Source organism: Streptomyces formicae (assembly GCF_002556545.1).
GTDB lineage: Bacteria > Actinomycetota > Actinomycetes > Streptomycetales > Streptomycetaceae > Streptomyces > Streptomyces formicae_A.
In genome coordinates this window covers 432862-454081 of record NZ_CP022685.1, presented here as the reverse complement: position 1 = coordinate 454081, position 21220 = coordinate 432862, and the positions used below count along the sequence as shown (strand labels likewise).

General features: G+C 70.8%; 24 protein-coding genes and 1 riboswitch. Of the genes, 11 read left to right on the top strand and 13 right to left on the bottom strand.

Going from position 1 to position 21220, the window contains the following annotated elements; translation table 11 throughout:
• Window positions 1-20 precede the first annotated feature (20 nt).
• Entirely contained in the window at window positions 21-245 is a 225-nt protein-coding gene (locus KY5_RS01900) for a DUF397 domain-containing protein (protein WP_098240517.1), read from the bottom strand.
• A 9-nt stretch (window positions 246-254) separates the two neighbouring features.
• Window positions 255-1118, bottom strand: coding sequence for a helix-turn-helix domain-containing protein (locus KY5_RS01895; protein ID WP_098240516.1), 864 nt, complete (start codon window positions 1116-1118; stop codon window positions 255-257).
• Window positions 1119-1393: 275 nt separating this feature from the next.
• Here KY5_RS01895 and KY5_RS01890 point away from each other — a divergent pair, with 275 nt between their 5' ends.
• On the top strand, window positions 1394-1846 hold the full coding sequence (locus KY5_RS01890; RefSeq protein WP_098240515.1) for an ATP-binding protein: 453 nt from the start codon (window positions 1394-1396) through the stop codon (window positions 1844-1846).
• A 16-nt stretch (window positions 1847-1862) separates the two neighbouring features.
• On the opposite strand, the gene KY5_RS01885 is transcribed toward KY5_RS01890, so the two are convergent.
• Window positions 1863-2774, bottom strand: coding sequence for a LysR family transcriptional regulator (locus tag KY5_RS01885; protein WP_098240514.1), 912 nt, complete (start codon window positions 2772-2774; stop codon window positions 1863-1865).
• Window positions 2775-2928: 154 nt separating this feature from the next.
• Between KY5_RS01885 and KY5_RS01880 the strand changes: the two genes are divergently transcribed.
• Entirely contained in the window at window positions 2929-3546 is a 618-nt protein-coding gene (locus KY5_RS01880) for a LysE family translocator (protein WP_098240513.1), read from the top strand.
• 49 nt (window positions 3547-3595) lie between these two features.
• On the opposite strand, the gene KY5_RS01875 is transcribed toward KY5_RS01880, so the two are convergent.
• The 3 genes from KY5_RS01875 to KY5_RS01865 form a co-directional block, all read right to left on the bottom strand.
• Window positions 3596-4069 carry a C40 family peptidase gene (locus tag KY5_RS01875; protein ID WP_098240512.1) on the bottom strand — a complete coding sequence of 158 codons (474 nt, stop codon included), beginning with the start codon at window positions 4067-4069 and terminating at the stop codon, window positions 3596-3598.
• 3 nt (window positions 4070-4072) lie between these two features.
• Window positions 4073-4251: riboswitch (cyclic di-AMP (ydaO/yuaA leader) on the bottom strand.
• A gap of 409 nt (window positions 4252-4660) precedes the next feature.
• Window positions 4661-4966 carry a hypothetical protein gene (locus KY5_RS01870; RefSeq protein ID WP_098240511.1) on the bottom strand — a complete coding sequence of 102 codons (306 nt, stop codon included), beginning with the start codon at window positions 4964-4966 and terminating at the stop codon, window positions 4661-4663.
• A gap of 7 nt (window positions 4967-4973) precedes the next feature.
• Complete coding sequence (locus KY5_RS01865) at window positions 4974-5609, bottom strand: ATP-dependent Clp protease proteolytic subunit (protein WP_098247012.1); 636 nt, start codon at window positions 5607-5609, stop codon at window positions 4974-4976.
• A 279-nt stretch (window positions 5610-5888) separates the two neighbouring features.
• Between KY5_RS01865 and KY5_RS01860 the strand changes: the two genes are divergently transcribed.
• Complete coding sequence (locus KY5_RS01860; RefSeq protein ID WP_098240510.1) at window positions 5889-6167, top strand: type II toxin-antitoxin system Phd/YefM family antitoxin; 279 nt, start codon at window positions 5889-5891, stop codon at window positions 6165-6167.
• Window positions 6168-6232: 65 nt separating this feature from the next.
• On the opposite strand, the gene KY5_RS01855 is transcribed toward KY5_RS01860, so the two are convergent.
• Complete coding sequence (locus tag KY5_RS01855; protein WP_098240509.1) at window positions 6233-7639, bottom strand: MFS transporter; 1407 nt, start codon at window positions 7637-7639, stop codon at window positions 6233-6235.
• Window positions 7636-8487: an alpha/beta fold hydrolase gene (locus tag KY5_RS01850; protein WP_098240508.1), complete on the bottom strand. Its 852-nt coding sequence runs from the start codon at window positions 8485-8487 to the stop codon at window positions 7636-7638. The genes KY5_RS01855 and KY5_RS01850 overlap by 4 nt, the downstream gene beginning before the upstream one ends.
• A 125-nt stretch (window positions 8488-8612) precedes the next feature.
• Here KY5_RS01850 and KY5_RS01845 point away from each other — a divergent pair, with 125 nt between their 5' ends.
• A complete protein-coding gene (locus tag KY5_RS01845) occupies window positions 8613-9545 on the top strand; it encodes a LysR family transcriptional regulator (RefSeq protein ID WP_098240507.1) in 933 nt (310 codons plus the stop codon).
• A gap of 226 nt (window positions 9546-9771) precedes the next feature.
• On the opposite strand, the gene KY5_RS01840 is transcribed toward KY5_RS01845, so the two are convergent.
• From KY5_RS01840 to KY5_RS01835, 3 genes are all read right to left on the bottom strand, one after another.
• Entirely contained in the window at window positions 9772-10764 is a 993-nt protein-coding gene (locus tag KY5_RS01840; RefSeq protein WP_098240506.1) for an aldo/keto reductase, read from the bottom strand.
• An 89-nt stretch (window positions 10765-10853) separates the two neighbouring features.
• Entirely contained in the window at window positions 10854-11006 is a 153-nt protein-coding gene (locus KY5_RS41305; RefSeq protein WP_107645681.1) for a hypothetical protein, read from the bottom strand.
• Window positions 11007-11191: 185 nt separating this feature from the next.
• The gene (locus KY5_RS01835; RefSeq protein ID WP_199842894.1) at window positions 11192-12208 is read right to left on the bottom strand and encodes an ABC transporter permease; all 1017 of its coding nucleotides are present in this window, start codon (window positions 12206-12208) and stop codon (window positions 11192-11194) included.
• A gap of 158 nt (window positions 12209-12366) precedes the next feature.
• On the opposite strand from KY5_RS01835, the gene KY5_RS01830 reads away from it, so the two are divergent.
• From KY5_RS01830 to KY5_RS01800, 7 genes are all read left to right on the top strand, one after another.
• Window positions 12367-12987, top strand: a complete 621-nt coding sequence (locus tag KY5_RS01830) for a TetR/AcrR family transcriptional regulator (RefSeq protein ID WP_098240504.1) — start codon at window positions 12367-12369, stop codon at window positions 12985-12987.
• A gap of 199 nt (window positions 12988-13186) precedes the next feature.
• Entirely contained in the window at window positions 13187-13489 is a 303-nt protein-coding gene (locus tag KY5_RS01825) for an urease subunit gamma (RefSeq protein ID WP_098247011.1), read from the top strand.
• A 52-nt stretch (window positions 13490-13541) separates the two neighbouring features.
• Window positions 13542-13853, top strand: coding sequence for an urease subunit beta (locus KY5_RS01820; RefSeq protein WP_098240503.1), 312 nt, complete (start codon window positions 13542-13544; stop codon window positions 13851-13853).
• Window positions 13846-15567, top strand: a complete 1722-nt coding sequence (locus KY5_RS01815; RefSeq protein WP_098240502.1) for an urease subunit alpha — start codon at window positions 13846-13848, stop codon at window positions 15565-15567. The genes KY5_RS01820 and KY5_RS01815 overlap by 8 nt, the downstream gene beginning before the upstream one ends.
• Window positions 15568-15620: 53 nt before the next feature.
• On the top strand, window positions 15621-16295 hold the full coding sequence (locus KY5_RS01810; RefSeq protein WP_098240501.1) for an urease accessory protein UreF: 675 nt from the start codon (window positions 15621-15623) through the stop codon (window positions 16293-16295).
• A gap of 191 nt (window positions 16296-16486) precedes the next feature.
• Window positions 16487-17170, top strand: a complete 684-nt coding sequence (gene ureG / locus KY5_RS01805) for an urease accessory protein UreG (protein ID WP_098240500.1) — start codon at window positions 16487-16489, stop codon at window positions 17168-17170.
• Entirely contained in the window at window positions 17152-17964 is an 813-nt protein-coding gene (locus KY5_RS01800; RefSeq protein WP_098240499.1) for an urease accessory protein UreD, read from the top strand. Before ureG ends, KY5_RS01800 begins: the two co-directional genes overlap by 19 nt.
• A 9-nt stretch (window positions 17965-17973) precedes the next feature.
• On the opposite strand, the gene KY5_RS01795 is transcribed toward KY5_RS01800, so the two are convergent.
• Both KY5_RS01795 and KY5_RS01790 read right to left on the bottom strand, forming a co-directional pair.
• Window positions 17974-18621 carry a class I SAM-dependent methyltransferase gene (locus KY5_RS01795; RefSeq protein ID WP_098240498.1) on the bottom strand — a complete coding sequence of 216 codons (648 nt, stop codon included), beginning with the start codon at window positions 18619-18621 and terminating at the stop codon, window positions 17974-17976.
• A 37-nt stretch (window positions 18622-18658) separates the two neighbouring features.
• On the bottom strand, window positions 18659-21211 hold the full coding sequence (locus tag KY5_RS01790; RefSeq protein ID WP_098240497.1) for a RiPP maturation radical SAM C-methyltransferase: 2553 nt from the start codon (window positions 21209-21211) through the stop codon (window positions 18659-18661).
• Between the last annotated feature and the right edge of the window lie 9 nt (window positions 21212-21220).

The following is a 21220-nucleotide window of genomic DNA, read 5'->3' as shown; positions in this document are numbered from 1 at the left end:
CGGCCTGGGCCGGGGTCTGCTCACCGGAGGCTGTCTACGAATGTCTCCCAGGGGCCGGGGGAGAAGAGCAGGGCGGGCCCTGCCGTGTCCTTCGAGTCACGCACGGCACGCAGGCCGGTCAGCGGACCCGAGTCGAGCGTGGCCGTCTCGACACAGTTGTTCATTCCATTACTGCGGCTGCTGCGCTGCCACCGCGCACCGTGCAGTGTGGTGCTGGAAGGTAGGTGTCGAGGCAGTTCGGTCATGGTGCCTCCTTATGCGCCACCGCCTAGCCCGGCGATGAAATCCGTTGAGTCCTCTGGTGATAGCGCCTGTTCCTGAAGGGAGTTGAAGGCCTCCGTGTATGCCTGGAGGTCTTCTTTCCGTTCGAGGTAGAGGCTACTCGTCAAATGGTCGAGAACAACCAGATCCAGATCAGCAATGTTCGGAAATGAGAAAATAACGAAAGGCCCGATCAGGCCAACGTGCTCTCCGGCGGCGAACGGCAGTACCTGAAGCCGCACATGGGGCAGGTGTGCCGACTCCCGTAACCGCGCGAGCTGCCCCGCGAAGACCCGTTCCCCGCCCACCGGGCGGCGCAGCACCGCCTCGTCGAGCACCACGCTCAGCCGCAGCGGCGGATCCGCGCGCAGTACGTCCTGGCGGGCGAGCCGCACCTCCACCAGGGCGTTGACCTGCTCCTCGGGCAGCCCGCCGAGCGCGGCCCTGGTCACCGCGCGGGCGTAGTCCGCGGTCTGCAACAGGCCGGGCACGACGCTGGTTTCCAGGGTGCGCAGCCAACTCGCCTGCGATTCCAGGCTGATGAAGTCGCGATAGGTCGCGGGCAGCAGGTCGCGGTAGGCCTTCCACCAGTGGTGACGCCCCGCGCCCGCTTCGTCGGACCCGCCCAACGCGGCCAGGCGTTCGATGAGATGGGGGTCCTTCACGTCGTACGCCTCGAGCAGCAGGCGCACGTCGGGGGCCTTCACGCCGCTGCGTCCCGTCTCGATCCGGCTGACCTTCGACTGGTGCCAGCCGACCTTGGCCGCGGCCTCGCTGCTGGTGAGTCCGGCCAGGCCGCGCAGGGTGCGCAATTCCGCGCCGAGTTGGCGGCGACGCACCGCGGGCCCGTACTGCATGCCCGTCTCCTTCCGGACGGAGCCGTCGGTGAGGCGGCGGCTGGGTGGGGGCAATAGGCGACAGTAGAGGAAGTGCCGGTGTCCCGCCCAAATACGGTCTGTCGTTGCAGAGTTCACCGCTTCGAGCGACAGATATATGCACATCTCGGTGGATCGCCACCCGTGACCGGCCAAGGAGTGGCAGGCTGGCGCGATAGCACCAGTCCGGGATTGTCCTCGAGTCATCCGCCACGAGTCGGCGAGACCAGTCCCGGTGGGAAAGGGACAGCGTCGCCATGGCAGATCACCAGGAAGCATCCGTCACCCTGCCGAGCGATCCCGCCTCGGTCCCCGCGGCCCGCAAGTACGTCTCGCGGGTGCTCATGGAGTGGGGCCTCCCCGCGGAGGCCGACGTGGCGGACACGATCAGGCTGATCGTCTCCGAGCTCGCGACGAACGCCGTGCAGCACACCCTCGGCCAGTCGCCGACCTTCACCGTGGGCCTCGAACTCGACCGGGACGAACAGTTGCGGATCGGCGTCACCGACAGCCACCCCCGCTACCCCAAGCGGCTGCCCGCCGCCGTCCAGCAGGACAACGGCCGGGGCATGGTGATCATCCGCTGGCTCGCCGCCGAGTGCGGCGGCAGGCTGTCCGTCAGCCCCACGGAGGAGGGCGGCAAGACGGTCTGGATCGCCCTGCCGTGGACGGCGCCGGTCGAGGGCAGGCCCCGCGACCCGGCCCGCTGACCCCGCCCGCCCCGACTCAGCCCACTGAGCGGCCGTAGGCCCCGCGCAGCAGCGCCCGGAACGAGTCCGCGGCGGCGGTCGACTCGTCGGTGCGGTGGACGACGGAGATGGTGCGCCGCAGGTCGCCCGGTTCCAGCAGGCGCGTGCCGACCGGGGTGGCGGCGGTCCGCGCCACCATCTCCGGCACCACGGCGATGCCGAGCCCGGCGCTGACCAGCGCGCAGACCAGGGCGTAGCCCGGCGTTTCGACCAGCACCGAGGGCGTCGCACCGGCCCGTGCGAGCGCCCGCTCCACGGCCTGTCGGGGCGGATGCGTCGGCGCCATGCTGATCAGCGGCTGCCCGGCGAGGGCCTCCAGCGGCAGCCGTGCCGTGCCGCTCGCAAGGGCGTGCCCCGGCTGCGTCACCAGGACCAGTTCCTCCACGAGGATCCGCTCGGCGGAGACGGCGGCGGGCAGCGGCACCGCGTCGGCGGGCTCGTAGGCGTGGGTGAGAGCCAGATCGACCTCGCCCGCCGCCACCGCCGCGACACCGAACGGCGGTTCGTACCCCGCGACGGTCAGTTCCACGTCCGGGTGGGCCCTGCGGAACGCGGTCAGGACGGGCGGCAGCAGATGGATGCCCGCGGTCGTGAAGGTGCCGACGCGGAGCCTGCCGCCCGACAGGCCCGCGAGCTGCGCGAGTTCGTGCCGGGCGCGCTCCATCTCGTCGAGTACCCGGCGGGCCCTGGCCGCCAGGAGTTCGCCCGCGCCGGTCAGCCGCGCCCCGCGGTGATGGCGTACGAGCAGCGCCGTCCCTGCCTCCCGCTCCAGCTTGGCCAGTTGCTGCGAGAGGGCGGGCACGGTGTAGCCGAGCCGCTCGGCGGCCCGGGTGATCGAACCGGCCTCGGAGACCGCGACGAGTGCGGCGAGCCGCGTGGGGTCGTACATGGCAGCTCCTTGCGGCGCGAAGGGCGCGCGTACGGCTCCGGCGGCAGGCCACCCGGATCCCGGCCCGCAGACCCGGAGACTAAACGGCTGCTTAAGTCACGGTCAGGATATTCCACATACCCGTTGAAGGCTCGGGACCGGCAGGCTGGGCGGCATGGACGCACAACTGGTCGCCTTCACCCTGTTCGCCGCGGGCATGGTCGCCATGCCCGGTGCCGACTTCACCGTCGTCGTACGCAACTCCCTCGCCTCCCGGCGGGCGGGCGTGGCCAGTGCGATCGGGGTCGCGGCCGGACTCCTGGTGCACACGGCCCTCGCGGTCGCGGGCGTCGCCGCGGTGCTCGCCGCGGTCCCCGCGCTCTTCCGGGCGCTCCAACTGGTCGGCGCCGCCTATGTGCTGTACCTCGCCCATCGCGCGCTGCGCTCGGCGGCACGACCGCGTGAGACGGCGCAGGACGTGCTGACGGCGCGGGCCGGTGGTCTGCGGGAAGGCTTCCTGACCAACGCCCTCAACCCCAAGGCGTCGATCACGTTCCTGAGCGTGCTGCCCCAGTTCGTGCCCGCGGGCAGTCCCGCGATGCCCAGGACCTTGCTGCTCGCGTCCATCGTGGTGGCGCTCGCCCTGCTGTGGTTCCCGGCGGTGGCCCTGCTCGTCGACCGGCTCGGCAGGTGGCTGCGCAGGCCCCGTACGGCCCGTGCCATCGAGGCGGTCACCGGTGTCGCGCTCGGCGTGCTGGGTCTGGTGCTCCTGGTGGAGCCCGTTCTGGCCTGACCCCCGAGCACTCCGGAGTGCTCGGGGGACAGGACGGTCGCGGCGAGGGTCAGCGGACCCGGCCGTACCAGACGCTCTTGGACCAGATCTTCTCCAGGCGCACCACGGTGTTCCGCTTGGGCGCGTGCCAGATGCGGCCGTTACCCGCGTAGATCCCGACGTGGTAGACGTTCCTTCCGGAGTGGAAGAACACCAGGTCGCCGCGGGTCCGCTGGGACTTGGAGATGTGCTTGGTCTTGTTGTACTGCGCGGCGGCGGTGCGCGGCAGTTTCTTGCCCGTCTTCTTGAACGAGTAGAGCGTCAGGCCCGAGCAGTCGAACCGGTTGGGTCCCGCCGCGCCGTAGCGGTAGGGGGAGCCCTTCTTGGAAGCCGCGATCTTGAGCGCCTTCGTCCCGTGAGTGGCCGCTTGCGCTTCCCCGGTGAGCCCGGGGGCCACCACGGTGCCGCCTACGACGGCGAGCGTGAGGGCCGAAGCGGCCCCCGTCCTGCTGAGCAGCGACGGAACATGATTCAGCGCAGTCATGCGCAACCCTTCGTCAGCCGCCTGTGAAAGATGACCTGTCGGGTTCGGGCAGGCGAAGATGCCCGGCCGCGTCGTGCTCTGCGGCTTCACCCCAAGGGCGCGTCGTCCGGACCTTCCGGACGGGCCCGCCGTGCTTGGGTCCTCCACTCCTGCCGTTGCACCGATGTCGACCGGTCATCCGGGTGGCGGCAGGACTCGGCGTCCGCCCGGACCGCCCCGCCGCTGTGGCGGGGGCTTGTCGTCGGAGAGGATCTTGACCCGACAAGGGCGAAAAAACCGAGCCGAAACGGCGTTTTGTGAGGCTCCTCACGACTGACCCGTTCAGGTGGACACCGCCCGAAAGGGGCAGCCGTCCGGGTGGCCGACGACGGTTCGACCAGCACCGGAATGGTCCGTTCCGCACTCCTCGTACACCTCTGACGCAACTCTCGACCACGCCTTGGCGGACCCTTCGCTACGCCGTTCGGGGTAGCTCGTCTGGTCCGTTTCAACACGGCTCCGGACGTTCCGGAGAGTGCGGCGCGACGGGTTTCGGGCCTTCGGTGGCGGTCAACGGGCGCATAGCCACAGGGGTCTGGCCGAGGGGCGTGATCAACTCTGTGACGGGGGTGGCACGGTGACGCGGCGGGTCCTTCGCTCGCCGTCGAGCACGCGCAGCGCGCGGGCCAGCGTGGGCGCGTGCACTTCGCTCTCGCCGCGCCGGTGCATCAGGGTCAGCGCGTCCCGCAGGTCCTTCGCGCTGGTCACCAGGGCCTGGGCCGCGCGCAGTCCTCCGTAGGTGAGTTCGCCCCTTGCCGGGTTGATCCGGCCCACCAGGTCGACGACTTCGAGGTAGCGGTCGACCAACTCGGCCTCGGCGCGCGTCAGCGCGGGCAGGGGCGGGAGGTGGGGAAGCATGTCGGGCTCACCTCCCGTCGTGCGCGGACAGTGTGCTCTTGCGGCTCGGGATGATGCCGTCCACCAGGCCGTACTCGACGGCCGTGGGGGCATCGAGGATCTTGTCCCGCTCGATGTCGGCGCTGATCCGCTCGGGGCTCTGTCCGGTGTGCCGTACGAGCAGTTCCTCCAGGAGCCGCCGGGTGCGCAGGATCTCGTCGGCCTGGATCGCGAGGTCGCTCGCCTGCCCGCGGACCGGCTCGCCGATGGACGGCTGGTGGATGAGCACGCGCGCGCCGGGCAGCGCGAAGCGCTTGCCGGGCGTGCCCGCGGCGAGCAGCACGGCGGCGGATGACGCCGCCTGCCCCAGACAGGTCGTCTCCACGTCACAGGTGACGAACTGGATCGTGTCGTACAGGGCGGTCATCGCGCTGAACGAGCCGCCGGGGGAGTTGATGTACAGCGAGATGTCACGCTCCGGCGCCTGGTGCTCGAGGTGCATGAACTGCGCCATCACGTCGTTCGCCGACGTCTCGTCGATGGGAGTGCCGAGGAAGACGATCCGCTCTTCGAGGAGCTTGGAGTACGGATCGAGGGTCCGCGTCCCCGAACTCGTGCGCTCGGTGAACTCGGGCAGGACGTAACGGGCGGACGGACGGTTCACCGGGTGGTTCGACGGACGGTTCATGGGACGCCTCTCTTCGCAGCACTCCGCAGGGATCTGTAAAAAATGTACAGGACGTACGTTCATGGGGGGAAGGGTCCGACCGCACGCTGGGTTTCACGCCGCTGGGGTGGATCTGGACGGTGCGCTGAGCGACGGGAGCCGGTCGGCGCTCGGCCCCGGACGCTCGTCCGCACTTCGTGGCGCACCGTCAGGGCCACGCGGCCGCCTGTGCTCGCACGGGGAACGGGTTCCTGAGGTGGCGTTTAAGCTGGACGCATGGCCTACGAGATTCCGGTGACGCAAGCCCGCGCAGAGCTCGCCGAGCTGATCAACCGTGTCGTCTACGGCGGTGAGCGGGTCGTCGTGACCCGGCACGGCAAGCCGCTCGTGGCACTGGTCTCGGCCGCCGACCTGGAGCGCCTCGAAGGGCTGACCGAGGAGCCGGAGGAGCACACCATCACCTCCGTCACCTCGATCGGATCCACCTCATCGTCCCCCGGCGAACCGCGACGATTCGGTATCGCGGCGGAGCACCGGGGGCCGAGCGCGACCTGAGCCCGGATCCAACTCCCCTTCTGGGTGTGGGGTGTTGAGGGGCAGTGGAGGGCGCTTCGCCGGGCTCACGATCCACGTGTTCGGAGCGGCCCCGCAGTACGCGCCGCATCCGTCCGTGGCGCGGCTGGTCGGTCCCGATCGCGCATCCGAAGGCTGATCAGCGCGGTGACGGTGAAGACGGCGGCCTCGTAGAGCATGGCGTGCCGAAACGCGGCGCCCGGACCGGCGGCGGGTGCGAGATAGACGAGCCCCGCCGCGGCCACCCCGATCGATCCGCCCAACTGCTGAGCCGTGGGCAACAGCCCGGACACGGAACCGGCCGCGGAGCCGTCCACCCTCGCCAGCACCAGAGCGAACACCGAGGCGGTGAACGAGCCGAACGCGGCGCCGCCGAGAGCCAGGACCGGCAACGCCGCCCAGCGTCCCGCCGCCGTGCCGATGAGCGGCGCGAGAGCCAGGGCCGTCGCCGCCAGTACCAGCGCCGAGACCGTGAGCACGGCCGACCCGTGTCGGCGGGCCAGCGCGGGTGCGCCACGGCTGCCCAACACGGCCGCGGCCGCGAAGGGAGCCGACGTCAGCGCGGCCGTGAGGGCGGGATACCCGATGGCCGACTGCAGATGCAGGAACAGCAGGTACGTGAAGGACGGCACTCCGGCGTTGAACACGAACACCAGCAGCACCCCCGCACGCGCCCGCCGGTCGCGGAACAGCGACGGATGCACCAGGGGATCCGGCCGGTGCGGGAGAGTCAGCGCGAAGCAGCCGAGAACGGCCACGGATACGGCCAGCGTGGCCCATGTCCACCAGGGCCAGCCCGCTTCCCTTCCCAGCGCGAGCGGCAGCACCAGCGCGCCGAAGCCCACGGTGGTCAGCAACACGCCCACCCCGTCCACGCGCTGCCCCGCCGCGCCTCGCGTGCGAGGCAGTACGGTCGCGCCCGCGAGCGAGACGAGTGCCACCGGCACCGTGACCAGGAACACCGAGCGCCAGCCGAGACCGAAGGGGTCGGCGCCGACGAGGAGTCCGCCGATCAGCGGCCCGGCCAGCGACGCCACTCCCATCGTCGCCCCGAACAGGCCGAGCGCCCGTGGGCGCCGGGCAGCGGGGACGGCGACCTGGATGATCGAGAGGACCTGCGGGGCGACCAAGCCGCTGCCCGCGCCCTGGACCAGCCGGGCGACGATGAGGAACGCGGCGTCGGGAGCACACGCGGCGGCCACCGAACCGGCCGTGAAGACGACGGTGCCCAGCACGAACAGCCGGTGGTAGCCGTACCGGTCGCCCAGGCGCGCGGCCGTGATGAGCAAGCAGGCGTAGGCCAGGGTGTACCCGGCCAGGATCAGCTGCACGGCACCCGAGCCCGCGCCCAGGTCGGCGCGGATCGCCGGGGCGGCGATCTGCGCGACGGTGACGTTGAGCAACTGCGCGAACGTCGCGCTCAGTACGACCGGGAGGACGAGCCGCTCTCTCACGAGGCGAGGGCCGCGGCGAGTTCGTCCGGCCGGGCCGCGAACGGGCTGTGGCTGCCGGGCAGGGTGCGCACGGTGAACGGGTTACCGGGGAAGGCCCGGTCGGTTTCCGTGATCATCAGGTCCTGCGCGGCCGGTGCCAGCGCCCGGTCATCGGCGCAGCGCAGGAAAGTTCGTGGAACGCGTCCCCACCGTGCCGCGGTCAGGGTGACCGGAGTCGTCGGGATCGACAGGGGCAGGTCGGGGCTCAGTGCAGTCCGCCAGCGGTCGAAGCGGTCCAGGGGGGTGTCGTGGTAGTGGGTTTCCCGCAGTTCGTCGAGGTAGGCGGGATCCGGTGAGAGCGGATTGATCCGTACGGCGCCCAGGGCCTCGGGGTCGCCGAGGTTCAGGTTCTGGCCCAGCGCGGTGGCGTTCTCGGGTGAGCCTAGGTAGTCGAAGAACCGCGGCCGCCCGCCCGGGACGAACGCGGAGAGGTAGACGATCCGGTCCACCAGCTCGGGCGCCCGCTCCGCGGCCAGGGACGCGGGGCCGCCGCCCGCGCTGTGCGCGACGAGCACGACGGCGCGATGGTGACGCACCTGGCGCAGGACGCTCAGTACGGCCTCGGCGCAGTCGTCCATCGTCAGGGTGGCGAGCCGCGACTTCTCGGTCAGCAGGCCCGGCTGGCCGGGCAGCAGGTATCCGGTGGGCAGGGGTGCGTCGAAGCCGTGCCCCGGCATGTTGACGGCCACGCTCGCAGCGCCCAGTCCGGCCAGCGCGCGCTGCGTCGCCGCCCACTGTCCGGAGCTGTGCCAGGCGCCGTGCACGAGGACGAAGACGGTGCCGGTGTCGGTCAGAGATGCGTTCTTCATGGCCCCATTCCAGACAGGAACCACAGCGTCATCCACTTATAGATCTGGTAAGCGGCATGGCGATATCTTTGAGGTATCGCCAGCAGCTGATGGATCGATGGAATCGATGGGACGGAGGGCGGGTCATGGAAGCGCGGCACCTGCGGTACGCGGTTGCTCTCGCCGAGCACGAACACTTCGGCCGGGCAGCGGGCGAGCTGGGCATCGCGCAGCCACCGCTGTCCAAGCAGATCGCCGACCTGGAGCGCGAGGTCGGGGCCCGGCTGTTCGACCGCACCCGTCAGGGGGTGTTCCCGACCGCCGCCGGTGAGGCGTTCCTCGCGCGGGCGCACCGGGCGCTCGACGAGATCGCGGCGGCCAAGGTCGACGCGGGCCGGGCCGCGCGCGGCGAGACGGGACGGCTGCGCCTCGGCTTCATCGCCTCGGCACTGCTCGACCCGCTGCCGGGCGTCCTGAGCCGGTTCCGCCGTGAACGGCCCGACGTGAGACTGGAACTGCACGAGATGGCGACCAGCCGCAGCTCCCCGGCGCTCGTCGCGGGGGAGCTGGACGTGGCCCTCACCCTCGGCCCGCCACGCGGTGCCGGAGCCGAGCACCTCGTGTCCGTCCCGGTCGGCAGCGACCACGTGATCGCCGTGGTGGGTACGGCGCACCCGTACGCCGGTCAACAGTCGGTGAGCGCCGACCAGTTGCGGCGACAGCCGCTGATCGTGTCGGCCGGCGAGGACGAGCCCGCTGTGGTCGCCGGACTGCGCACCCTGCTGGGCACGGACTCGTCGGCGCTCGGCGGCGCGACCGTCGCGAGGGACGTGCACACGATCATCGGCCTCGCCGCCTCCGGCGTGGGCGTCGGCCTGGGCCCGTCCCGCATGAGGGCGGTCCCGCGTCCGGGAGTGCGCTTCTGCGAAGTGACCCCGCGCACGCCCCTGCCCGATCTCGTGCTGTCTTTCGCGGCCCACGATCACTCGCCGGTGCTGCACGCCTTCCTCGACACCATCCGGGAGAACTGCCCCGACGTCGGCGCCGCGCTCAACGACCGGCTCCGACCTCACACTTGATGCGGGCCGGTCGTCCCTTCGCGCGCACGTGTCCGGCCTTCCGGCACGGATCGGCCTCGGCGTGAGGCGCGCGGTGTGTAGCCCTGACCGCGCCGCACGACGCCCCCTGGGCGAGCGCTGTCCGCTCGGCGGCCGCCAGCTCGGTGGTGCGGAGGAAGTCGGCGACCTTTCGGCGCGACGTGAACGACGTCGTCGAGCTGTACGTCGTGCGCGGCGAGCCCACCGGCTAACCCCGAGCGACCTCAGCGGTGTGCGCGGGGGCGTACCGCTCACCCCTCACCTGGTCGCTCAGCGGGTCCAGCGCGGCCAGCGCCTCGGCGTCCAGGGTGAGCTCCAGCGCGGCCGCGTTCTGCTCCAGCCGGGCCGGGCTGCGGGTGCCCGGAATGGTCGCCACCGCCACCCCGAGCCGCTCGGCCTGGGCGTACACCCAGGCCAGCGCCACCTGGGCCGGGGTGGCACCCAGCCGGTCGGCCACCTCGCGCACGGTCTGCGCGATCTTCTCGTTGGCCTTGCCCGCCTCGCCCGCGAAGCGGGGGTTGGTGCGCCGGAAGTCCTTCTCGCCCAGCGCGGAGCGGTCCAGGGTGCCGGTCAGGAACCCTCGCCCCAGAGGCGAGTACGGCACAAGACCGACCCCCAGCTCGGCCATCACCGGGGTGACCGCCTCGACGTCGCGGGTCCACAGCGAGTACTCGCTCTGCACCGCGGTGATCGGGTGCACCGCGTGTGCCCGGCGCAGCAGCTCGCCGTCGACCTCGGACAGGCCCAGATGGCGGACCTTGCCCGCCTCGACCAGCTCGGCCATCGCCCCGACGGTCTCCTCGATCTCCACGTCCTGGGGCGGGCGGTGGGCGTAGTACAGGTCGATCACCTCGACGCCCAGCCGCAGCAGCGAGGCGTCACAGGAACGCAGCACGTAATCCCGGGCACCGCGGATGCGGCGTGCCTGGTCGCCGGCGCTGCGGTCGATGCCGAACTTGGTGGCCAGCTGCACCTGGTCCCGGCGGCCGTGGATAGCCCGGCCCACCAGTACCTCGTTGTGCCCGGTGCCGTAGGCGTCGGCGGTGTCCAGGAACGTGATGCCCAGCTCCAGGGCCCGGTCGATGGTGGCAAGGCCGCCGTCCCAGTCGGCGGCGCCATAGCTCTCGCTCATCCCCATGCACCCCAGGCCCATCGCGCTGACGGTGAGACCGGGCGAGCCGAGCTTGGTTCGGGTGATCATGCGCGGATACTCCTCCCGCCCGACGGACCGGGCGATACCTTGAGCACTGACGAACACCTCGGACGCTAGGACTTGGAGCGCGCTCGAAGTCAAGCCGGAGGGTCGGCCCCCGTCGGCGGGTGAGGCGCGGCGGGAGCGGCGTGCTCGTACTCCGTCGAGCGCCGCTCGGCGTACCGCTTCACGCCCGAGGCGTCCGCGATGCCGAGCTGCCCGGCCAGGTACTCCACGACCTTCGACGGCACGCATCGGAGAACGTCGCGTACGCCTCGGCCTGCTCATCAGCCAGAAACTTCACCGGCACGAGGCGGGCCGTAGCCAGCGCCGGCACCCGCTCGGCGGCCGCTGGTGAGTACCCTCCCCGCGACCGCGAGCCGTGCACCGTGCCCATCAGTGAGACCGAGGACAACCCACCCGCCCGGGGAGCGCCTCAGCCGACCGGCGCCATTTCGGTTCGCACCGCGGGCCGCCCGGCGACCGCCGGTGAACGCCGCCCCCTCAGTGCCGCGCCGAGCACCACCGCCGTCAGGCCGAGCACAGCCCACACGGCGAGGGTCAGGGCGGGGCCGAACGCTCGCGCGCCGTCGAAGAAGGAGACCGAGCGCAGCAGGGAGCCGCCCGCGCCCGGCGGCAGCAGCTGGCCGATCGTGCCCACCGGTTCGGGCAGCAGGTGGGGCGCGGAGGTCACGCCGGAGAACGGGTTGCCGAGCAGGACCATCGTCAGGGCGCCGACCCCTATCCCCGCAGGACCGAGCAGCGCGGCGAGCCCCGCGACGGTGGCGCTCACCGCGAGCGTGGACAGGCCCAACGACCCCGCTTCCACCCACCAGTTGCCGGTGAGCACACCGAGCCAGCTGTGCGTGAGCGCGGCCGCGATCGCGCCGACGAACACGGCGATGGTGACGAGAGTGGCCGCCGCACGGATGCCGCGCAGGCGGCGCAGGGTGACGAGCGACCCGGCCGCGACCCCGGCGATCGCCAGTGGCAGCACACTGGCCCCGAGGGCCGCGCCCCGCGGATCCGCCTCCGGCGCGGGCACCACATCGACCGTCGGCACGGCCTTGCCCTCCGGGGCCTGACTCCGCACGGCCTGCTGAAGGAGCTGCGCGACGACGGGACTCGCGGCCGACGCGGTGAGGAGCTTCGGCCCCTGGGGCGTGGCGACGACCGCGCCGTACACCGCCCGGTCCTCGATGGCATCGCGGGCCGCGGCCTCGTCGGCGTACCGGTGGACCTCGAACGCGCCCTGCTGGCGCTGGAGTTGCTGGGTCACAGGGTCGGCCGCCGCGGCAGGTCCCGCGACGCCGAGCGGCAGATCGCGGGGCGCCGTCCGTGCGGCGGGCCATGCGAAGGCCCAGAGCGCGAGGGCCGCGAGGACGGGGACGAGGACGGCCACCATCACGATCTGACGCGCCTGCGGGGGCGCGGTGGCGGGCGGCGTGGTCATGGGGGTGCTCCTCCGCGAAGGGGGCGCCCGGTGAGTGGCCCCGGGCTGCGACGTAAAGGGCTGCGACATAAAGAGAATGAACCTTCGTTTTACGTCATGCACTCTCCTGGGGAGGCGGCGCGCTTGTCAAGAATGAATGTTCGTTTTACGTTGAGCCCATGGCCCGGGTATCCCAAGAACACCTCGACGCGCGACGTCGGCAGATCCTCGACGGCGCGGCCCTCTGCTTCGCGCACAACGGCTTCCACGCCACGTCGATGCAGGACGTGTTGAAGGAGGTGGGCCTCTCGGCGGGCGCGGTCTACCGCTACTTCCGCGGCAAGGAGGAGCTGATCGAGGCGATCGTCGCCGAGGTGCTCGACGACATCAGGGGCGTCTTCGAGGCGGCCGCCGAACAGAGCCCGCCGCCCCCGCCGCACGAGCTGGTCGGCGAGGTCCTCGGCAACGTCCTGGAGCTCAAGCCGGGTCTCACCGACGGCGCCAAGTCGTTCTACCCGCGGCTGATGATCCAGGTGTGGACGGAGACGCTCCGCAACGACGACCTCTCGTCCCTCATCCGTGAGGGGTATGCCGGGGTGCGGGCCGCGTGGGTACGGGTCGTGGAGGGGTACCAGAAGGCCGGAATGATGTCCTCCGACGTGCCCGCCGACCATGTCGCACGGACCATGATCGCCTTGGCTCAGGGCTTCGCCGCCCAATATGCCCTGTTCGACGACGTCGCCGTCGAGATGCTGCAGAACGGCCTGCGAGCGCTGGTGAGTATGGATCTCCCCAGTTGATGGTCATGAGCCGGTCAATGACTGGTTAACCTCGTTGAAACTCCTCCCAACTACCCTCCCATGCCACGCCACCAGCGGATTTCGTAACCAAGGGTGCGTAGATCATGCGCACTCGCTGTGTGTTACATCTATATCTGTCGCGGTGGCCGCGGCAGCCGGACCCCGCACGGTTCGGAGCGAGGACTGTGAGGTGGGACGCGTGCAACTGACCCCGCACGAGCAGGAGAGACTGCTCATTCATGTGGCCGCGGATGTGGCCGAGAAGCGAAGGGCGCGGGGGCTGCTGCTCAACCACCCCGAATCGATCGCGCTCATCACCGCCCACATCCTCGAAGGCGCCCGCGACGGCCGTACCGTCGCGGAACTGATGTCCTCCGGGCGCGCGGTGCTCACCCGCGACGACGTCATGGAGGGCATCGCCGAGATGATCCACGACGTCCAGGTCGAGGCCACCTTCCCGGACGGCACGAAGCTCGTCACCGTCCACGATCCGATCGTCTGACGGGGGACCGCGCCTCATGCATGCCGCAGCGCACGCTGTCTCGGGTCGGGGAATGATCCCCGGCGAGATCCTCTTCGCCGATGACCCCGTCTCCTTCAACGAGGGCCGCGAGGTCACCCGCCTCACCGTCCTCAACGCCGCCGACCGCCCCGTGCAGGTCGGCTCCCACTACCACTTCGCCGAGGCCAATCCGGGTCTGGAGTTCGACCGCGGCGCCGCGCACGGAAAGCGGCTGAACATCGCCGCGGGAACCGCCGTGCGCTTCGAGCCCGGAATTCCCGTTGACGTCGAACTCGTTCCGCTCGCCGGCAAGCGCATCGTGCCCGGTCTACGCGGAGAGACCGGAGGTGCCCTCGATGCCTGATCTGTCCCGTGCCGCGTACGCCGATCTGTTCGGCCCCACCACCGGCGACCGGATCCGGCTCGCCGACACGGATCTGCTGATCGAGATCGAGGAGGACCGCTCGGGCGGTCCCGGACGCTCCGGCGACGAGTCGGTGTTCGGCGGCGGCAAGGTCATCCGCGAGTCGATGGGCCAGTCGCGGACGACCCGTGCCGAGGGCGCCCCCGACACGGTCATCACCGGCGCCGTGATCATCGACCACTGGGGCATCGTCAAGGCTGACATCGGTGTCAGGGACGGCCGCATCACCGGCATCGGCAAGTCCGGCAACCCCGACACGATGGACGGCGTCCACCCCGAGCTCGTCATCGGCCCGGAGACCGAGATCATCGCGGGCAACGGCAAGATCATCACCGCGGGCGGCATCGACACCCACATCCACTTCATCTCGCCGACCATCGTCGACGAGGCCCTCGCCTCCGGTGTGACCACGCTCTTCGGCGGCGGCACGGGCCCTGCCGAGGGCAGCAAGGCGACCACCATCACGCCGGGCGCCTGGCACCTGGCCCGGATGTTCGCCGCGCTGGAGTCGAGCCCCGTCAACGTCGGCTTCCTCGGCAAGGGCAACACCGTCAACGCCGAGTCGATGCACGCCCAACTCCGCGCGGGCGCCGTCAGCTTCAAGATCCACGAGGACTGGGGCGCGACCCCCGCCACCATCGACGCCTGTCTGAACGTCTGCGAGGAGACCGGCGCCCAGCTCGCCGTCCACACGGACACCCTCAACGAGGCGGGCTTCGTCGACGCCACCTTCGACGCCGTGGCGGGCCGCACCCTGCACGCCTTCCACGTCGAGGGCGCGGGCGGCGGCCACGCCCCGGACATGATCACGGCCGTCTCGCTGCCCAACATGCTGCCGAGCTCCACCAATCCGACCCGGCCGCACACCGTCAACACCGTCGAGGAGCACCTCGACATGCTGATGGTCTGTCACCACCTCAACCCGGCCGTCCCGGAGGACCTCGCCTTCGCCGAGTCCCGCATCCGGCCCACGACCATCGGGGCGGAGGACATCCTGCACGACATCGGTGCCATCTCGATCATGTCGTCGGACTCCCAGGCCATGGGGCGCATCGGTGAAGTGATCATGCGTACGTGGCAGACCGCGCACGTGATGAAGCGGCGCCGCGGCTATCTGCCGGGAGACGTGCGCGCCGACAACCACCGCGCACGTCGCTATGTCGCCAAGTACACGATCAACGCGGCCGTCGCCCAGGGCATCGACCACGAGCTGGGCTCGGTGGAGTCCGGCAAGCTCGCCGACCTGGTGCTGTGGGAACCGGCGTTCTTCGGCGTCAAGCCGCAGGTCGTCATCAAGGGCGGACAGATCGCGTACGCGCAGATGGGCGACGCCAACGCGTCGATCCCGACCCCGCAGCCGATCCTGCCGCGCCGCATGTACGGCGCGCACGGCAGGGCCCCGGCGCTCAACTCGATCAACTTCGTCACCCAGTCGGCCCTCGACGACGGCCTTCCCGAACGCCTCGGTCTGGACAAGCAGTTCACCGCGATCCGCTCGACGCGTGGCCGCTCGAAGGCGGACATGTACGAGAACGACGCGCTGCCCCGGGTCGAGGTCGCACCCGACAGCTTCGCCGTCACCATCGACGGCGAACTCGTCGAGCCGTCGCCCGCCGCGGAACTGCCGCTCGCGCAGCGGTACTTCCTCTTCTGACGGCTCCGACCACCGAGGGTTCTCACCGTCTCGACTCACCTGGCGACGATCACATGTCACGAGCAGCACTTCTCGTCCTGGCCGACGGACGATTCCCCGCGGGCGGGCACGCCCACTCCGGCGGGGCCGAAGAGGCCGTCAAGGCGGGCCGCGTCACCGGCGCCGCGAGCCTGGAGGCTTTCTGCCGGGGCCGCCTGCACACCACCGGCCTGGTGACGGCCGCCCTCGCGGCGGCCGCGGCCCTCGGCGTCGATCCGGTGGACCTGGACACGGCGGCGGACGCCCGTACGCCGTCCCTGGCGCTGCGCGTCGCCGCGCGGCGCCTGGGGCGGCAGATGATGCGGGCCGCGCGGGCCACCTGGCCGCACCCGGAACTCGACGCGCTGGCGCGGCATTTCCCCAAGGGGGCGCATCAGCCCGTCGTGCTCGGGCTCACCGCCCGTGCGGCCGGGCTCGGGCCGGAGGACGCGGCCCACTGCTCGGCGTACGAGGGGATCAGTGGGCCCGCGACCGCCACGGTGCGGTTGCTGAGCCTCGATCCCTTCGACGCCACGGCGGTGCTGGCTCGGCTCGCGCCGGACGTCGACCGTGTGGCGTGCCGGGCGGTCGACGCGGCGAGACGTGTGCTGTCCGACGGTGTCGACGCGTTGCCTGCGGGGTCGGCGCCGTTGCTGGAGGTCGGGGCGGAGGCGCATGCGGCTTGGCCTGTGCGCTTGTTCGCCTCCTAGTTGGCTTGGTTGATGTCGCGGGGCTGTGTCCCGGACCCCCTTTTGGCCTGGACGGCCTCGTCCTCAAACGCCGGACGGGCTGGAACGCCCGTCCCTGAACGGGCTCGTCCTCAAACGCCGGACGGGCTGAGATGCCCGGCCCTGGACGGGCTGAGATGTCCGTCCCTAATTGATCTATTGGAGCTGTACACATGCACCTCGACCACTCCCACGACGGTCCCGCCGCCGTGTCCGCCGATGCCCATCGTGCCGACGGCAGCCGTCGTGCGCTGCGGATCGGGCTCGGTGGGCCCGTCGGGTCCGGGAAGACCGCTACCGTCGCGGCGCTCTGCCGTGAGCTGCGCGACGAGCTGTCCCTCGCTGTCGTCACGAACGACATCTACACCCGCGAGGACGCCGAGTTCCTGCTGCGCGAGGCCGTGCTTCCGCCCGAGCGGATCACCGCGGTGGAGACCGGCGCCTGCCCGCACACGGCCATCCGCGACGACATCTCCGCCAACCTGGAGGCCGTGGAGGACCTGGAGGACGAGGTCGGCCCCGTCGACCTGATCCTCGTGGAGTCCGGCGGCGACAACCTCACCGCCACGTTCTCCAAGGGGCTCGTCGACGCGCAGATCTTCGTCATCGACGTCGCGGGCGGTGACGACATCCCGCGCAAGGGCGGGCCTGGCGTCACCACCGCGGACCTGCTCGTCGTCAACAAGACCGACCTGGCCCCGCACGTCGGCTCCGACCTCGCCCGGATGGCCGCCGACGCGAAGGCGGCGCGCGCCGAACTGCCCGTGGCCTTCCAGTCGCTGAGGTCCGAGGACGGCGTCGGCCCCGTCGCCGCCTGGGTGCGGGCGCAGTACGCGGCATGGACCGCGTCGGCGTGACGGTCGACCTCGCGCCCCGAGGCGTCACCAGGACGGGCGGTGGCGCGGGCGTCCGCGGCATCGCCCGTGTGGAGGCCCGCGCCGACGGACGCGGCGGCACCGTGCTGCCCGTGCTCGACGGCGAGGGCCCGCTCGCCCTGCGCCGCACCCGCTCGACCGGATCCGGGGCGCACATCACCCTCGTCGGCGCGATGAGCGGCCCCCTGGGCGGCGACCATCTGAGCGTGGACGCGACGGTGCGCGAGGGCGCCGCGCTGCACATCGGTTCCGCGGCTGCCACCCTCGCGCTGCCCGGCCAGAGCGGCGATTCCGCGCGATACGACGTGCGCCTGACCGTCGAGGACGGCGCGGAACTGCACTGGCTGCCCGAGCAGTTGATCTCGGTGCTCGGCAGCGATCTGCGTGTCACCACCCGCGCCGACCTCGCCCCGGGGGCCCGCCTCGTGCTGCGCGAGGAACAGGTCCTCGGCCGGGTGGCCGAGGACCAGGGGCGACTCACCAGCCGTCTCACGGTGTACCGCGCGGGCAGCCCCCTGCTCGACCAGGAACTGTCCTGCGGGCCCGGCGCCCTCGCGGGTTGGGACGGCCCCGCCGTCCTCGCGGGGAACCGAGCGGTCGGACAACTGGTCGTCGTACGGCCGGAGTTCGTTCAGAACATGCCGAAACCCGAACCGTTGGGGGAGTGGGCCGCGCTCACGCCACTGGCGGGCCCGGCGGTCCTGGTCACGGCGGTGGCGCCGGACGCGCTGCGGGTGCGCAGGGCCTTGGACGCGGCGTTGAACCGGCTGGGCTGACCAGTAGTTTCAGTGCTCCCTCCGCTGGAGCACGACGTACCGGGCCGCCCAGTCCGTGACGCCCCGGCGTCGCCCGAAATCGGAGATCCGATGGTCGAGCACGGTAAACCAGGGGGTCACCGCGGCGCGGAAGGTCTCCTCCGTGGTCCAGGAGGGGCCGTTCGACTGGTGCAGGGCGTCCTCCTCGTCGAGCGCGGCGGCCCCGACATGGAGCCACAGTCCATCGGGGCGGCACATCCGGGCCATCGCCGCGGCGAACGTCCGGCGCTCACGGTGCGTGGGGCAGGTGTGCAGCACGCCACGGTCGAGGACCACGGGAAACGATTCCAGGGGTGGCGGTTGGCCGGTGACGTCGAGCACCTCGTACCGTACGGCCGCGCCTGCCGGTGTGCGGCGCCGGGCCTCGGTGATCGCCCGGGGCGAGAAGTCGCAGGCCGTCACGGTGTAGGAGCGCTCGGCGAGCCACCGCGCCGTGGTGCCGAGTCCGCAGCCGACATCCAGGACGTGGGCCGGTGGCGGAGCGTGCTCGGCGAGGAGTTCGCCGAGCACCGGTGGTGGCTCCTCGTCCCATCCAGGGTTCGTGGAGCCGTAGGTGTGGTCCCATTCGGCCGCGCTGAGGGAACGCAGCGGCACGGTGGCTTCGCCATGAGGCGGCATGGTTCTCGATCCCTTCCGTCTGCTCTCGGCCGGTCCGTCAACTCACGACCGGCCAGCGGGAGATGCGGGAGGGCAGCCACCACAGGAGCGAGCCGACCTGATGAACGAGACCTGACTTCAGGAACGCCTCGATCTCCTGTGGCCGGAAGTCCGACACAGGGGCACCGTCGAGGAGCGACGCCAGCTTCCCCTTGTGCACTTTGCGCATGAGGACGCGCCGCTGTGTTCCGTGGCGCAGATCGGTGACTTCGACGAAGCCCGTGCCGCGCCGGTAGCCACACTTGTTCATGTGGAACGTGGCGCGCCACTGGTCGAGGACGGCATCGCCGTCCGGACCGGCCACCGAACGCGGGGGATAGAGGTGGCTGAACAGCCGCCATCGTCCGACCTCGGTGCCGAGGTCCAGCTCCCAGTCGACGGAGAGGCCGTGTCCCGTCGACTCCCGCACGTGGGTGAGTCCGCGGACCGCCTCCCGGTCACTCCCGGGATCGCCGTGCTCGTCGTGACCGAGAATCACGGGCTCGGGGAGGGCGACGTGCCGGGCGCCGCGTGCGACCAGGTCCGACACGGTCCGTACGGCGGTGTCCCCGTACTCCCCTTCGCCCAGGTAGATGCCGTCCCGCGCGCGTGTCTCCTCGTCGCGTTCCCGCCAGCACCGGAGCGCCGTCGCCGTGCCCGCTTCCGGCGTGCGGCCCACCGGCTCGTGGAGCAGCGCGGGCACCAGCGCGGGACTGCTGTCGCGGGTCACCCAGCGCATGAGGTCCTGGTTGGCTGCGTACGGTACGACGTGCACGGTCTGGCCACCGTCTTCGAAGAGCAGTCCCAGAGTGCGCCAGCGGGCGAGCAGGTCCGACAGGTCCTCCGCCGCGATGTCGTGATCGGCCTCCCGGAGCTTCTTCGCCAGGACGTCGCCGGTGCACGGCTGTTCAAGGAGCCGGAAGGCGGCCATCTCCCAGGGTTCGTCGATGCTCAGCGTCCGCCAGGCGAAGCCGGGCCGGGTATTGGTGAGGACGATGGAGTCGGTCAGGTCGCACTGGGTCAGCCGGCCCCGGGGGAACTCGTGGCGCCAGGTCTCGACGGCCTTCTCCAACCGCTCCGCGTGCGTGGTGGAGATGCCTTGGTGCGCCGCGTCGAAGACATAGGCCATGTCGCGCAGTTCGGATTCCGGAAGGTCGTAGATCACCGCGTAGTGAGCGGCGGGCTCCAAATCGCCGAATCCGAGCTCTGGACGGTTGAAATAGGGGCTGAAGCGCTCGATGGCTATGCGGGTCACTCCGTTGGGCGGAGCGAGGTGGTGGACGGCCGGGAACTGGTCGATCACCGAGTCGTAGTCGTCCTCGGTCTCGGCGGGAAAGCCGAAGAGGTAGTTCCACACGACACCGAGGCTCACCGACTCCGCGTCCCGCAGCATGCGGACGTTCTGGCAGCCGGTCACCCCCTTGTCCATCAACTTGAGGACACGGCCGCTGAGGCTCTCGATGCCGGGCTGCACGTAGTGGATTCCGGCGGCGACGAGCGAGGCGAGCTGTTCGCGGCGCATGTTGGACTTGATCTCGTAGCTGATGCGCAGGTCGCATTCGGCCTCCGCGAGCCGCGGGACCACCGACCGCAGATACGTCATGTCGAGGATGTTGTCGGCCACGGCCACGTTGAGCACCTGATGGCGTTCGGTCATCGCGAGCAGTTCGTCGACGAACCGGTCGGGGCTCTTGCTGCGGAATTCCATGAACGAGCCGTTGAGCCCGCAGAAGGTGCAGTGGTGCTTCTGGCCCCACCAGCAGCCGCGTGAACTCTCCAGGACGATGTGGGGCTCGGCCATGGCCCTGGCGCGGGAGGCCGCGTGCTGCTCGAAGTAGTCCGTGTAGTCCGGTGTGACCAGCGCCGACGCGGGCAACGGAGCCGCTCTCATGGCGTTGGCGTGCGAGGTGCCTTCGGCATCGCGCCAGCAGAGCCCGGGAATGTCCGCGGGGTCCGACTCGTCGCGCAGACAGGCCAGGAGCCGCGTGAACGACACCTCGCCCTCGCCGCGATTGACGTAGTCGACGAACGGGAAGCCGCGGTGGAGCGCGGCGCCCTGTGGGCCGTCGCAATTGCCGCCGCCCAGCACCACGTGCACTTCTGGTGCCGTCTTCTTGATGAGCCTGGCCGCGGCGAGAACGGCGCTGTTCTGCGCGAAGGTCGTCGAGAAGCCGACGACGTCGGGCCGGTCCGCGAGAATGCGACGGACCAGGGACGCGATGTACTCGGGAGCGAGTGCGTGCAGCTCCCGGCCCTTGTTGAGCATGTCTCCCGGCACTGCGCCCGCCACCAGGTCCGCGAATTCCGCATTGCGCCAGTGCGGATCGTCGTACAGCGCGGAGGAGAAGATCCACTCGCTGTAGCCGGTGAAGTAGGAGTCCCAGCAGAAGTTGTACTCCTCACGCGTGAGGCCCGCCCGCTCGGTGATCCAGTCGAGGTAGTCGAGATTGGCGTTCACGACGTCGACGCGGCTGTCAGGGAACTCGTCCGCGACGCGACGCTTGAGGATTCCCAGGGCCAGGGAAGGGAAGTCAATCGAGGCCCAGGGCATGTTGACCAAGGTGATGTGCACCGTGTGACT

What these genes read in the sequence shown, in the direction of transcription:
- KY5_RS01845 (WP_098240507.1), top strand. Translation starts at nt 8,613, where the DNA reads ATGGAAGCGCGGCACCTGCGGTACGCGGTTGCTCTCGCCGAGCACGAA.
- KY5_RS01795 (WP_098240498.1), bottom strand. Translation starts at nt 18,621, where the DNA reads ATGCCGCCTCATGGCGAAGCCACCGTGCCGCTGCGTTCCCTCAGCGCG.
- KY5_RS01890 (WP_098240515.1), top strand. Translation starts at nt 1,394, where the DNA reads ATGGCAGATCACCAGGAAGCATCCGTCACCCTGCCGAGCGATCCCGCC.
- KY5_RS01820 (WP_098240503.1), top strand. Translation starts at nt 13,542, where the DNA reads ATGATCCCCGGCGAGATCCTCTTCGCCGATGACCCCGTCTCCTTCAAC.
- KY5_RS01830 (WP_098240504.1), top strand. Translation starts at nt 12,367, where the DNA reads ATGGCCCGGGTATCCCAAGAACACCTCGACGCGCGACGTCGGCAGATC.
- KY5_RS01880 (WP_098240513.1), top strand. Translation starts at nt 2,929, where the DNA reads ATGGACGCACAACTGGTCGCCTTCACCCTGTTCGCCGCGGGCATGGTC.
- KY5_RS01895 (WP_098240516.1), bottom strand. Translation starts at nt 1,118, where the DNA reads ATGCAGTACGGGCCCGCGGTGCGTCGCCGCCAACTCGGCGCGGAATTG.
- KY5_RS01815 (WP_098240502.1), top strand. Translation starts at nt 13,846, where the DNA reads ATGCCTGATCTGTCCCGTGCCGCGTACGCCGATCTGTTCGGCCCCACC.
- KY5_RS01900 (WP_098240517.1), bottom strand. Translation starts at nt 245, where the DNA reads ATGACCGAACTGCCTCGACACCTACCTTCCAGCACCACACTGCACGGT.
- KY5_RS01810 (WP_098240501.1), top strand. Translation starts at nt 15,621, where the DNA reads ATGTCACGAGCAGCACTTCTCGTCCTGGCCGACGGACGATTCCCCGCG.
- ureG (WP_098240500.1), top strand. Translation starts at nt 16,487, where the DNA reads ATGCACCTCGACCACTCCCACGACGGTCCCGCCGCCGTGTCCGCCGAT.
- KY5_RS01870 (WP_098240511.1), bottom strand. Translation starts at nt 4,966, where the DNA reads ATGCTTCCCCACCTCCCGCCCCTGCCCGCGCTGACGCGCGCCGAGGCC.
- KY5_RS01835 (WP_199842894.1), bottom strand. Translation starts at nt 12,208, where the DNA reads ATGACCACGCCGCCCGCCACCGCGCCCCCGCAGGCGCGTCAGATCGTG.
- KY5_RS01800 (WP_098240499.1), top strand. Translation starts at nt 17,152, where the DNA reads ATGGACCGCGTCGGCGTGACGGTCGACCTCGCGCCCCGAGGCGTCACC.
- KY5_RS01850 (WP_098240508.1), bottom strand. Translation starts at nt 8,487, where the DNA reads ATGAAGAACGCATCTCTGACCGACACCGGCACCGTCTTCGTCCTCGTG.
- KY5_RS01840 (WP_098240506.1), bottom strand. Translation starts at nt 10,764, where the DNA reads ATGATCACCCGAACCAAGCTCGGCTCGCCCGGTCTCACCGTCAGCGCG.
- KY5_RS01885 (WP_098240514.1), bottom strand. Translation starts at nt 2,774, where the DNA reads ATGTACGACCCCACGCGGCTCGCCGCACTCGTCGCGGTCTCCGAGGCC.
- KY5_RS01875 (WP_098240512.1), bottom strand. Translation starts at nt 4,069, where the DNA reads ATGACTGCGCTGAATCATGTTCCGTCGCTGCTCAGCAGGACGGGGGCC.
- KY5_RS01860 (WP_098240510.1), top strand. Translation starts at nt 5,889, where the DNA reads ATGGCCTACGAGATTCCGGTGACGCAAGCCCGCGCAGAGCTCGCCGAG.